10 protein-coding genes and 1 pseudogene are annotated in these 12633 nt (G+C 64.6%); 4 read left to right on the top strand and 7 right to left on the bottom strand.

What is annotated here, in order from left to right:
• A partial coding sequence (locus WA702_RS07875; protein WP_425109966.1) for a hydantoinase/carbamoylase family amidase occupies positions 1-1024 on the top strand: 1024 nt, incomplete at its 5' end.
• 15 nt (positions 1025-1039) lie between these two features.
• Here the strand turns inward: WA702_RS07875 and WA702_RS07880 are convergent.
• Positions 1040-1852 (bottom strand): tetratricopeptide repeat protein, encoded by an 813-nt coding sequence (locus tag WA702_RS07880; protein WP_425109967.1) that lies wholly within the window; start codon positions 1850-1852, stop codon positions 1040-1042.
• Between the two features lie 122 nt (positions 1853-1974).
• Positions 1975-2346 carry a VOC family protein gene (locus WA702_RS07885; protein ID WP_425109968.1) on the bottom strand — a complete coding sequence of 124 codons (372 nt, stop codon included), beginning with the start codon at positions 2344-2346 and terminating at the stop codon, positions 1975-1977.
• Between the two features lie 140 nt (positions 2347-2486).
• On the opposite strand from WA702_RS07885, the gene WA702_RS07890 reads away from it, so the two are divergent.
• From WA702_RS07890 to WA702_RS07900, 3 genes are all read left to right on the top strand, one after another.
• Entirely contained in the window at positions 2487-3869 is a 1383-nt protein-coding gene (locus tag WA702_RS07890) for a leucyl aminopeptidase family protein (RefSeq protein WP_425109969.1), read from the top strand.
• On the top strand, positions 3862-4707 hold the full coding sequence (locus WA702_RS07895; RefSeq protein WP_425109970.1) for an NlpC/P60 family protein: 846 nt from the start codon (positions 3862-3864) through the stop codon (positions 4705-4707). Before WA702_RS07890 ends, WA702_RS07895 begins: the two co-directional genes overlap by 8 nt.
• A gap of 991 nt (positions 4708-5698) precedes the next feature.
• The gene (locus WA702_RS07900; protein WP_425109971.1) at positions 5699-6673 is read left to right on the top strand and encodes a magnesium transporter CorA family protein; all 975 of its coding nucleotides are present in this window, start codon (positions 5699-5701) and stop codon (positions 6671-6673) included.
• Here the strand turns inward: WA702_RS07900 and WA702_RS07905 are convergent.
• From WA702_RS07905 to WA702_RS07925, 5 genes and pseudogenes are all read right to left on the bottom strand, one after another.
• Complete coding sequence (locus WA702_RS07905) at positions 6670-7983, bottom strand: acyltransferase family protein (protein ID WP_425109972.1); 1314 nt, start codon at positions 7981-7983, stop codon at positions 6670-6672. The two genes, WA702_RS07900 and WA702_RS07905, sit on opposite strands and share 4 nt — an antisense overlap.
• Positions 7984-8216: 233 nt before the next feature.
• Positions 8217-9854, bottom strand: a complete 1638-nt coding sequence (locus tag WA702_RS07910) for an ABC transporter ATP-binding protein (RefSeq protein ID WP_425109973.1) — start codon at positions 9852-9854, stop codon at positions 8217-8219.
• A gap of 21 nt (positions 9855-9875) precedes the next feature.
• Positions 9876-11054 carry an ABC transporter permease gene (locus tag WA702_RS07915; RefSeq protein ID WP_425109974.1) on the bottom strand — a complete coding sequence of 393 codons (1179 nt, stop codon included), beginning with the start codon at positions 11052-11054 and terminating at the stop codon, positions 9876-9878.
• Positions 11054-12166 carry a microcin C ABC transporter permease YejB gene (locus tag WA702_RS07920; protein WP_425109975.1) on the bottom strand — a complete coding sequence of 371 codons (1113 nt, stop codon included), beginning with the start codon at positions 12164-12166 and terminating at the stop codon, positions 11054-11056. Before WA702_RS07920 ends, WA702_RS07915 begins: the two co-directional genes overlap by 1 nt.
• Positions 12167-12169: 3 nt before the next feature.
• Positions 12170-12633, bottom strand: a pseudogene (locus WA702_RS07925) (ABC transporter substrate-binding protein); the annotation flags it as partial.

Here is a 12633-nt window from a genome sequence, read left to right on the forward strand (position 1 = left end):
CAAGCCGGGACGCAAGCTGCTCGCGGGATCGCATCTGGAGAGCCAGAACTATGCCGGCTGGCTCGATGGGCCGCTCGGCGTGGTCTATGCGCTGGAGGCCGCCCGCGTGCTCAATCCCGATCCCGCGGTCGACGGTGCCGTCGAGGTCGCCGCCTGGTGTGACGAGGAAGGGCATTTCGGCAGCTTCCTCGGCAGCCGCTCCTATATCGGCGATGTCAGCGAGAGTGAGATCGATGCGGCTCGCAACCGCAGCGACCAGGAGCCGATGCGCGCCGCGCTGGCCCGCGCCGGCCTCGCCGAGAGGCCGCGCGTACACGTCGAGCGTGGCCGCCACATCGGCTATCTCGAGGCCCATATCGAGCAGGGCGAGACGCTGGAGCGCGATCATCTCAAGATCGGGGTCGTCACCTCGATCGTCGGCATCTGGCAATACCGCATCAGCTTCACCGGCGAGCAGAACCACGCCGGCACCACGCGGATGGCGATCCGCAAGGACGCAGGCCTGGCACTGGCGAAGTTCTGCGTCGCGATCGACGAACGCTTCCCCGGGACCTGCGGCCCGCGCACCGTCTGGACAACCGGCCGCATCACGCTCGATCCCGGCGCACCCAGCATCATTCCGGGCCGCGCCGAGATGCTGTTCCAAATGCGCGACGACGACCCTGATGTGGTCGATCGGCTGGAGCGGCTGCTCGCGGAGATGGCCGCTCAGGCCACGGCACAAGGCCCGTGCAGCGTCGCGATCGAGCGCCTCAGGCAAGGAGCGCCGGCGATGATGGACGGCACCTTTCAGGATGCGATCGAGGCGGCGAGTGCCGAGATCGCCGGCGGCAAATCATTGCGGATGCCGAGCGGCGCCGGTCACGACGCGCAGTTCCTCTCGACCGTCATGCCGGCAGGGATGCTGTTCGTGCCCTCGATCGGCGGCATCAGCCATCACTGGACCGAGAACACCGATGATGCCGACATCGTCACCGGTGCCGAGGTGTTCGTCGAGACCTGCCGCCGCTTGCTGACGAAATGAGCGGGTCGTGCCCGATTACTGCGGCGGCTGATTGAGCGAGGCCATCGGAATGTTGCCGCGGCCCGGCTGCGGCTTGACGTTGCCGCCCTTCAGCATCTCCTTGAGATAGGCGACGTTCGCGGCAGCCTCATCGGGCGGCAGATCGGCCTTGGCGATGCTCTCCGCCTCGGCAAAGCGGCCCTGCAGGCCGACCACGAGCGCGAGGTTCTGTCTGACGCGGGGATCCGCGCGCTGCGACGCATAAGCCTGGCGCAGCGCCTCTTCGGCGTGCGGCAGATCCTTCGAGAGCATGTAGGACATGCCGCGGTTGGACAGCACACTGGGCTCACCGGGCATGATCTTGAGCGCACTGTCATAGTAGCGCTGCGCGTCGTCGTGACGCCCCATCTGGTCGAGCACCGTGCCCTGCACCGACAGGATCCGCCAATCCGGATTGGCGGGCGTATGGGATTTGGCCAGTACGTCGAAGGCAAGCTTGAAATTGCCATTGTCGGCGAGCGCCCGGCCATAGGCCGCGAGCACCACCTTGTTGCCGGGATTGGCCAGCGTCGCCTGCTCGAGCACGGCCACCGCCTGCTCGCGTTGGCCGTTGGCACGCAGCGCCTGACCGTAGGCGACCGCGGCATTCGCATCCTTGGGGTTGGCGCGATAGCGATCGCCATAGACCTCGGCAGCGCGCTCCGGCGTTGCCGGTGCTTGCGGCTGCGATCGCATGCCGAGCGAGCCGGTGACATCCGACATGGTCTGGCAACCGCCGAGACCGGCCGCGATGACGGCGACCAAAGCGACTGATGAGAGGAGCCTGACGAGATGGGGCTGCTGACGCATGTCACACGGACTCTGAAACGAGCGGGTCGAACCCGATGGACGCCAGCAATAAAGCGTTAACGCTAACGGCGGGTTAACGCTGCCATTCGTGCCGGGTCAAAGCTGGTCCGGATATGTCCGGATCAGGAGCTGTGTTCGACATATTCGACGACCATCCCATCCGCATGCCGGTATCGCATCTTCTGCCCGACCGGCGTTGTCTGGACCGGATCGAGCTCCACCGCGCCATTCGCACGCAGCACGTCCGCATAGTGCGCGAGGCTGGAGACCTTGATGGTCAGCGCCGTCGCCTCGAACGGCTCACGTTTGGTTGCCTCGCCCGCGATCACCAGCACGGACAGGCGCGGCGAGGATACCGCGGCAAGCTCGAGGCCAGTCTCCGGATAGGCGAAGCGCAACGTCTCCTCGCCGCCGAGCAGCGCCTTGTAGAAACTGACCGTCGCATCGAGGGCATCTGCGTCGACGAAGCAGCGCAGATAGGTTTCAAGGATCATGATCAGGGTTCTCTCTTCGTCATTTGAGCTGCCATCTCCGCGCCCGGAACCTAACATAGTGCGGCAGCTCGCGATTGCAGCCGCGGCCAAACTCTGCGAATTCTGCAGACTGCGTCGGCCCGCTGAAGGAATGAGACCGCATGTCATCGATTTTTGAGACCGCGCCCAGCGCAGCGGCGATCCCGATCATTTTCGCTACCAAATCGAGCTGGCCGGCGATCCGCGACGCGCTGCCGGCTCCGGCGCGGCAATTCGCGCAGGCCAATGGTTATGCCGCCAAGCCGGGCGCCAGCCTGGTCCTGCCCTCTGCCGAAGGTGAGATCGCGCAGGTGCTGTTCGGCCTTGAAGACGACACCGCACGCTATCGTGATCCGTTCCGCGCCGGCAGCCTGCCCGGCCTGCTGCCGGCCGGCACCTATCGCTTCGCCAACGCTCCGCATGATGCGCGCCTGGCCGCACTCGGCTTCGCGCTCGGCAGCTACCGCTTCACCCGTTACCGCAAGGGCGAGGCGCCCGAGGTCAAGCTGGTGCCGCCTGACGGCGTCGACGCCGCGGAGCTGACACGCATGGCGGAGGCCGCCACGCTGGCGCGCGATCTCGTCAACACGCCATCCAACGACATGGGCCCCGTCGAGCTGGAGGCGGCCGCGCGCGAGCTCGCCGAACGCCATGGCGCGCAGTTCAAATCCATCGTCGGCGATGAGCTGACGCAGCAGAATTTTCCACTGATCCACGCCGTCGGCATGGCCTCGCCGCGCGCGCCGCGATTGATCGAGCTGAACTGGGGCGATGCCGCACATCCCAAGGTGACGCTGGTCGGCAAAGGCGTCTGCTTCGACACGGGCGGGCTCGATCTCAAGCCGTCGAGCGGCATGCTCTTGATGAAGAAGGACATGGGCGGCGCGGCCAACGTGCTGGCGCTGGCGCAGATGGTGATGGACGCCGGACTCAAGCTGCGGCTGCGCGTGCTGATCGCCGCGGTCGAGAACGCGGTCGCCGGCAACGCCTTCCGCCCGCTCGACGTGTTCCCGTCGCGCAAGGGCATCACGGTCGAGATCGGCAACACCGATGCGGAAGGCCGGCTGATCCTCGCCGATGCGCTCGCCCTCGCCGATGAGGAGAAACCCGATCTCCTGATCGACATGGGAACGCTGACAGGTGCCGCGCGTGTCGCGCTCGGGCCCGATCTGCCGCCGTTCTACACCCAGGACGACAAGCTGGCCGCCGACATTGCGCGCTGTGCGATGGCCGAGCACGATCCGCTGTGGCGGATGCCGCTATGGGCGCCCTACGATGCATGGCTGGACTCGAAAGTCGCCACCATCAACAACGCACCATCAGGCGGCTTCGCCGGCTCGATCACTTGCGCGCTGTTCCTGCAGCGTTTCGTCGAACACGCCAAGAGCTGGCTGCATCTCGACATCTTCGCCTGGACGCCATCGGCGAAGCCGGGCCGCCCCGAAGGCGGCGAATGCCAGGGCGCGCGGGCGCTCTACAAGCTCTTGAGTGAACGCTATGGCTGATCGCCGCCTGACACCGGCCCGCGGCGACATCGCCGCGAAATTCCTTGAAGGCCAAGTCGAAGCTCGCAGCTTCGTCGAAGGCGATACGCTCGTCGTGTCCGATGCGATCGCGCCGGTGCGCGCGCAGCCATTTGCAGGCGCGGAGCAGGTGACGCAGGCGCTGCGCGGCGAGCACGTCACCATCTACGATCGCAATGGCGAGGGTTGGGCCTGGGGCCAGCTCGAAGCCGACAGCTATGTCGGCTGGCTGCCGGAGGCTGCGCTGGGCAAACCCGCCGCGTCGCCGACGCACAAGGTCAGCGCCATCAGGACCTTCGCGTTTCCGGGACCGTCGATCAAGCTGCCGCCTGTCGAAACGCTGGTGCTGGGATCCACGATCGCGATTGCGCGCGAGGAGGCAGGCTTCGTCGTGACAAACGAGGGCTGGTTCGTGCCGCAGCAGCACGTCGTTCAACTCGGCGCGCTTGAACCGGACTACGTCGCGGTCGCCGAGCGCTTCCTCGGCACGCCCTATCTCTGGGGCGGCAAGAGCAGCTTCGGCATCGACTGCTCCGGCCTCGTGCAGCTCTCGATGAACGCCGCGGGCCTGCTCTGCCCGCGCGACAGCGACATGCAGCTCGCGGGCGTCGGCCGCAAGCTGACCGAAGAGGAGGCGCGCCAGCCCCGGCGCGGGGACCTGATCTTCTGGAAGGGCCATGTCGCCATCGTTCGCGATGCGGAGACGATCGTGCACGCCAATGCATTTCACATGGCGACCGCGATCGAGACCACAAGCGATGCCATCGCGCGGATCAAGGCCAGCGGCAGCGACGCGCTGGCGATCAAGCGGCTTGCGTAGAGGCGGCAAAGCGCTTCTTCGCGCCCAAATCGTAGGGCGGGCAAAGCGAAGCGTGCCCACCTCTTTGTACATGAGCGCTTCCGAGAACTGTGGGCACGCTTCGCTTTGCCTACCCTACACATCCTCCATCTGCGGCATCATTGCGAGGAGCGAAGCGACGAAGCAATCCAGGTTTGCCGTGTGGCCCCGGATGCTTGGCTCCGCTCGCAATGACAAAACCCCGAGTTCACGCTCCGACCGTCGCAACGACGTGGAACGCGCCAATCCGATTCACCTATCAAACAGCATCGAGCCAAACGTCCGCGATCTCGCGGCGTGATCCGCCCGAGCTTTGCAAGAACGATGGCCCTCGAAACGACGGAGGGCGCAGGGAAGGCCGGGTGCCAACTGCACCCATGGTCCGCGTGCGGAAGAAAGCACGCGGCAGAACCACAGGTGACAGCCGAACAACCGGCCTTCCCTGCGCGATGGCTTTACGGCTTATACGTGATCTTCCCAGGGACCGGCTTTCTTGCCCCTGTCGCCGGCGTGATGCGCGAGCATCGTCGCCAACTTGGCATCAGCGCCGGGATGCCAGAACCACACGACTTCGCCGTGCGCATCGGATCGTTCGTCGGCGCGAATGACTCGCGCTGCAACCCGACACGCCCACCGCATCCCGCTTCCCACGTCCGTGACGGTCGCGAAACGCCCCTCCTGAAGGAGACGGGACGCACAAATTAATGCAGCTGATTTGCCCGACGACACAAGCTATTTCTTTTTATCCGAAGGGCTGGACAGGTTTTTGCGAAACGCACCGTCGGGCAAATCGCCTTGTGAGCCCGAGCCTCAAGGCGCCCGGCGGCCCGCTTGCAGCAATCCGGAAAAGTACGTCATGTCATTTGCCGGCGTGCCGCGTTGGTCTCTGACGAAGATTCCGCTGCCTTGGAAACGCCTGACGCAGTAGCGGGTTATTCCGCTAGTCGTTCATAGCCACCGCGGGGACAATCGCTTGCTCAGGACATACCGGACCCATATCGACGATCTCACAAAGATCGGCGGCGAGCTGCCCGAGGGCGCGATCTGGATCGATCTGCTCGATCCCTCCGACGAGGAGAAGCGTTCCGTCGAACGCCTCCTCGACATCAAGATCCCGTCGGAGGCGGCCTTGAGCGAGATCGAGGCTTCGAGCCGCCTCATCTCCGATCACGGCAAGATCTACCTGAGTACGCCCGCCGTGAGCATCGACGCCGAGGGCGAGCCACACCTGACGCCCGTTGGTTTCATCGTCGATGCGCGCGTGCTCGTGACCGTCAGGTTTTCGGTGCTGCCGATCTTCGACGGCATCGTAAAACGCCTCGACACCGACGAAAATCTGGTGACCGGCATGTGCGTCTTCGCCGCCCTGTTGGAGACCATGGTGGACCGCGGCGCGGATGTGCTCGAGCATCTCGGCACGACCACCGATGCCTTGTCCAAGGAGGTCTTCACGGGAGGCCTCGTCAGGAGCAAGAAGCCGGTCCGGTCCAGCCGCAGGTTACGCGAGGCGCTGCAGAGGATCGGCGTGCTGGCCGACAAGCTGGCGCGGGCCCGCGACGTCCTGCTCGGCGTGCAGCGGATCGCAGCCTTCACCAGTGATACCGGCAGCGAATGGATGACGCCGTCGGCGAAGAAGCGCCTCGACTCCGTCTCGAAGGATGTGCTCTCCTTGAGCGACTACGAAACCCGGCTGTCGGACAAGATCCAGCTGCTGCTCGATGCCGTGCTCGGCTTCATCAACATCCAGCAGAACGACCTATTCAAGATCCTCACCATCGTTTCGGTCGTCGGCGTGCCTCCGACCATCCTGGTGGGCATCTGGGGCATGAACTTCAAGAACATGCCCGAGCTGAATTGGACCTTCGGCTATCCGCTCGCCTGGCTGGCCGTGATCGCCAGCGGCGTGCTGCCGTTGTTGTGGTTCGTGCGGCAGGGCTGGTTCGATTAGACCGTGGTCGCCGCCCGATGGTGCGCGCAGGGACCGCCTGCAAGGATATCGGCTCCGCCCGGCAGCGCCGCGCTGGCGGCATCAGGGGCGCCCGCAGGTGGCATGATCGCGGGCGGACCGACTGTCAGGCGGCGCAAGCGCCGCGACACACCAACGGCGTAGCGGTCGACCGCCGCGAAGGCGAAGCTCGCCGCCGCGCTCGCGGCGATGCCAAGTGCAATGGCGGAAAATTGCGCCAGTCCCACGCCTGTAATCCGGCTCAGATGCACGAGTGCCGCCGAAGCGAGGCCGCACATGATCGGCCAGTGCACGAGATAGAGCGGGAACGACAATCGGGAATGCGACACCAACCACGGATTCGACAAGGCGTCGCGGCACGCCTGAAGATTGATGATGCCGGCAAGCAGCAGGATCGCGCCAAAGGACTTCTGCAGCATCTGCGGAGCCTGGCCGGGAAACAGCCAATAGGTTTGGTAATAGCAGAGGCGAACGAGCCATTCCGGCTGCCAGACATCCGCCATCACGCAGCATGCCACGCCCGAGACCACGAGCGCCAGCGGCAAGAGCGTGGGTTTCGATGCCGGCCGTTCCGCAACGTGAAAGGCTGCGAGCAGATGGCCAACGAAGAAGCAGACATAGGCGCTGCGGAGCGTGAAGGCCATGCCGAGCACGATTGCGGCCCACCAGAGTTGCCGCGAGCACCGCGCACACCAGCACAGCAGCAGGATCACGATCGAGCCGTAGAATTCGATGCTAAGCGTCCAAAACGGCGCGACGAAGGATTGCCCGACCGAGGTTTGCCAGGGCGCGAGCGACGCCAACCCAGGCATATCGCGATAGCCCAGAAACAGCGCGTTGATGGTGCCGTCACGCACGATCGACAACAGCGAGAGATGGGGATTCCACTGGTGGCTGAGCCAGGCGTTGCCTATCAGCCTTCCCGCCTCGACATTCGCCTTGCCGACGATGAGCATCAGGCTTCCGGCGAAGACGGCCGCGCCCAGCGCCGGCAGCCCGAGGCGAACCGCGCGCGCGAGGATCTGCGCCGGTGGCCAATCCGACGTGCGCTCGAATGAACGCGTAAGGACGTAGCCGCTGAGGCAGAAGAAAATGTAAACTGCCGAGTAACCATCATAGAGAAAATAGAACGGCGAGAGATGGATGGACGCCGCCAGGGCCGAGGTCGGAGCAGGAAATACCAGGTCCGGCACGAAGCCAGAAAACAGGTGCAGCAACAGGACCTGGACGGCGGCAAGGCCGCGGATCGATTCCAGGTAAGCGATACGCGTAGTTGCGCCCGCTGGCGGCAACGACGCGGGCCGCCGCGAGGCGCTGGCAAGGTCAGCTTCTCCTGACGAGCGTGCGCGCATGTGACCGAAGTAGCGCGCAATCCTTAAGATAGAAGAAAACGGCAGTACCAAACACGCAATGTCATGCGGCGGCTCCGCTTTCGGCAGGGTGTGCTGTCGCTCTGCCGGCGCAGAGCCGGCGAGATGCGAAGGCCGAACATGCGCACTGATCACCGCACACGGAGACCGCGGCTCTACGTCGCGACCGCGCCGCCGTCGGCGGCCTCGTTGCGGAAGGCGGCGGCGAACAAGGCGCGCGTGTAGTCGGACTTCGGCGACTTGAACAGGGTCGCAGCCGGCCCCTCCTCCACCACCTTGCCGTTGCGCATCACGATCAGATGGCTGGCGAGGGCCGCGACCACGCGCAGATCATGCGAGATGAACATGTAGGTCAGCTCGCGCTTGCGCTGCAGCTCGCGCAGCAGGTCGACCATCTGCGACTGGAACAGCATGTCGAGTGCCGAGGTCGGCTCGTCCAGCACGATGAAGCTCGGCTCCAGCACCGCGGCGCGCGCGATCGAGATGCGCTGGCGCTGGCCGCCGGAGAATTCATGCGGATAGCGGAAGCGCGTGTCGGGATCGAGCCCGACTTCGTTCAGCGCCTTGACGACACGTTCCTCGCGTTCGCCGCGCGACAGATCGGGCTGATGCACGCTCAAGCCTTCCGCGATGATGTCGCCGACCGACATGCGCGGCGACAGCGAGCCGAACGGATCCTGGAACACGATCTGCATGTCGCGTCGGTAAGGGCGGACCTGCTTGAACTTCAGGCCCTGGATATTGTGACCAAGAAATACGATCGGTCCGTCGGAGGAGATCAGCCGCAGCAAAGCGAGACCGAGCGTGGTCTTGCCCGAACCGGATTCGCCGACCACGCCGAGCGTCTCGCCCTTGCGCACCGCGACGCTGACGCCATCGACCGCCTTGATGTGGCCGACGACCGAGCGGAACAGGCCGCGCTTGATCGGAAACCAGACCTTGAGATCGTCCGCCGACATCACCACCGGCGCGGCTGGCCGTGGCGGCGCCGGATCAGGCTTCGGCTCCGCGGCGAGCAGCGCCTTGGTGTAGGGATGCTTCGGCGCCGAAAACACCTGCTCCACCTCGCCCTGCTCGACGATCTTGCCGCCGTTCATGACGCAGACGCGGTCGGCGATGCGGCGAACGATGCCGAGATCGTGGGTGATGAACAAGAGGCTCATGCCGAGCCGCGCGCGAATGTCGGCGAGCAGCGCCAGGATTTGCGCCTGCACGGTGACGTCGAGCGCGGTGGTCGGCTCGTCGGCGATCAGAAGATCCGGCTCATTGGCGAGCGCCATCGCGATCATGACGCGCTGGCGCTGTCCGCCGGACAATTGATGCGGATAGCTGCCGAGCCGCGTCTCCGGTTCGGGGATGCCGACCTGGGTCAACAGTTCCAACGTCCGCGTCCGCGCCGCGCTGTTCGACATCGGCCGGTGCAGATGCAGGATCTCGGTGATCTGGTGCTCGATGGTGTGCAGCGGATTGAGCGAAGTCATCGGCTCCTGGAAGATGATCGAGATGTCGCTGCCGCGGACCTCGCGCATCTCCCGCTCGGACAGCGGCAGCAGGTCGCGCCCGTTGAAACGGATGCTGCCCGACGGATGGGTGGCCTGCGGATAGGGCAACAGCTTCAGGACGCTGAGCGCACTGACCGATTTTCCGGAGCCGGATTCGCCGACCAGCGCGACGCATTCGCCGCGCTTGATCTCGAACGAGATGTGATCGACCGCAAGCGAGGTGCGGCCCTGCTGATGAAAGGCTACCGAGAGATCGCTGACGGCGAGCAGCGGTTGGTTGACGGCGTCCATGCTGGTCACCTGCAGATCTTGTTACTTGAACGTCTTGCGCGGATCGAAGGCGTCGCGCACGGCCTCGCCGATGAAGATCAGAAGCGACAGCATGATCGCCACCGAGAAGAAGCCGGTGAGACCGAGCCACGGCGCCTGCACGTTGGCTTTCGCCTGCGACAGCAATTCGCCCAGTGAAGGCGAGCCCGGCGGCAGGCCGAAGCCCAAGAAGTCTAGCGCGGTCAAGGTCATCACCGAGTTGGAGACGATGAAGGGCAGGAACGTCATGGTCGCGATCATCGCGTTCGGCAGCAAATGCCGCACCATGATGACGGCATTGGAGACGCCGAGCGCGCGCGCGGCCTGGATGTATTCGAAGTTGCGGCCGCGCAAAAACTCCGCGCGCACCAGGCCGACCAGCGAAACCCAGGAGAACAGCAAGAGGATGCCGAGCAAGGTGAAGAAGCCGGGCACCAGCACCGCCGAGAGGATCAGCAGCAGATAAAGATAGGGGATCGCATTCCAGACCTCGATCAGGCGCTGGAAGATCAGATCGACCCAGCCGCCGAAATAGCCCTGGATGCCGCCGGCGGCGATGCCGACGATCGACGAGAAGAAGGTCAGGGTCAGGCCGAACAGCACCGAGATGCGGAAGCCGTAGATCAGCCGCGCCACCACGTCGCGGCCCTGATCGTCGGTGCCGAGCCAGTTGTATTCGAGGTCGCGGCAGCTCTTCAGCCCCTTCTTCTCGACCACGGGCTTGCATTGCGCCTCGGTCAGCCGCCAGGTCGGCGGCGACGGCGCCGGCGTCGGCAGATCGAGATTATGAGTGTCGTAGGAGTAGCGGATCAGCGGCCAGATGATGGTACCGCCCTTGTCCGCGATCAGCTTCTGCAAATACGGGTCGCGATAATCCGCCGCGGTCTCGAAGTCGCCACCGAACGCGGTTTCGGGATAGGTGACGAAGGCCGACCAGTACAAATGGCCGTCGAACTTGATCAGGAACGGCCGGTCGTTGGCGATCAGCTCCGCGAACAGCGAGAGCACGAACAGCACCAGGAAGATCCACAGCGACCAGAAGCCGCGGCGGTTGGCCTTGAAGTTCTGCCAGCGCCGCCGGTTCAGCGGCGACGGCTGGAAGGCGTGCTGCGTCGGCGGGACGGCTTCGCCGATCGCTGAATGCGTGGTCGTTTCGACGGGCGGGGGTGCGGTGATCGTCATCAGACCTCCCGTGCCTCGAAATCGATCCGCGGATCGATCCACATATAGGTCAGGTCGGAGATCAGGTTGATCACGAGCCCCATCAGCGAGAAGATGAACAGCGTTCCGAACACCACGGGATAGTCGCGGTTGAGCACGCTCTCGAACGAGAGCAGCCCGAGGCCGTCGAGCGAGAAGATGGTCTCGATCAACAGCGAGCTGCCGAAAAAGGCGCTGACGAAGGCGCCGGGGAAGCCGGCGATCACGATCAGCATCGCATTGCGGAACACATGATTATACAGCACCTGCCGCTCGCTGCAGCCCTTGGCGCGCGCGGTCATCACATATTGCTTGCGGATCTCGTCCAGGAACGAGTTCTTGGTCAGCAGCGTCATGGTGGCGAAAGCGCCCAGCGACATCGAGATCAGTGGCAGGGTCAGGTGCCAGAAGTAATCGACGATCTTCCAGTACCAGGGAAAGTTGGACCAGCCATCCGAGGTGAGGCCGCGCAGCGGAAAGATGTTGAAGAACGAGCCGCCGGCGAACAGCACGATCAGCAGGATGGCGAACAGGAAGCCCGGGATCGCGAAGCCGATGATGATGACGGCCGAGGTCCAGGTGTCGAAGCGGGTGCCGTCCTTGACCGCCTTGCGGATGCCGAGCGGGATCGAGATCAAATAGCTGATCAAGGTCATCCAGAGCCCGAGCGAGATCGAGACCGGCAGCTTCTCCTTGATCAGCTGCAGCACGCTGATATCGCGGAAATAGCTCTTGCCGAAATCGAAGCGGGAGTAATTCCAGACCATCAGCGCGAAGCGCTCCGGCGCCGGCTTGTCGAAGCCGAACTGCTTCTCCAAGCTCTTGATGAAGGCGGGATCGAGCCCCTGCGCGCCGCGATATTTCGAGTTCACCGCCTCCGCGCCGACGCCGGGCTGGGTCGTGTTGCGGGCGCCGAAATCGCCACCCCCACCGGAAATGCGCGAGGTGCCGCCGGTGTCGGCGCCCGAGAGTTGGGCGATCACGCGCTCGACCGGGCCGCCGGGCGCGAACTGCACGACGACAAAGGACACGAACAGGATCCCGAGCAGGGTCGGAACCATCAGCAGGATACGGCGGGCGATATAGGCGCTCATGAATTACTTCGCCTGCTCGAGCTTGGCGGCCTTGGCCGCGTCAAACCACCACATGTCCGGCACGCCGGCGGCTTGCGCATATTTCGGCAGCTTGGCCGGATGGCTGAACTCATCCCAATAGGCAACCGGATGGGTCGAGCGATACCATTGCGGAATCCAGTAACGGCCGGCGCGAAACACCCGATCGAGCGCGCGGCAGGCCACCGTCAGCTCGGCACGATTTTCGGCCGTGATCGCCTTCTCGACCAGGGCATCGATCGCGGGACTGGCGATGCCGGCGAGATTGTACGAGCCCTTGGTCGAGGCCTCGCGCTAGCCGAAATAAGGCCGGAGGCTGTCACCCGGCGTCGCCGACATCGAGAGCCGCTCCATGGCGATGTCGAAATCGAAATCCTCGAGGCGGGCACGAAACTGCACGGCATCGACAATACGCAAGGTGGCGTCGATGCCGAGCTGCTGCAGGTTCT

The sequence above is a fragment of the Bradyrhizobium sp. genome, from assembly GCF_049798375.1.
GTDB lineage: Bacteria > Pseudomonadota > Alphaproteobacteria > Rhizobiales > Xanthobacteraceae > Bradyrhizobium.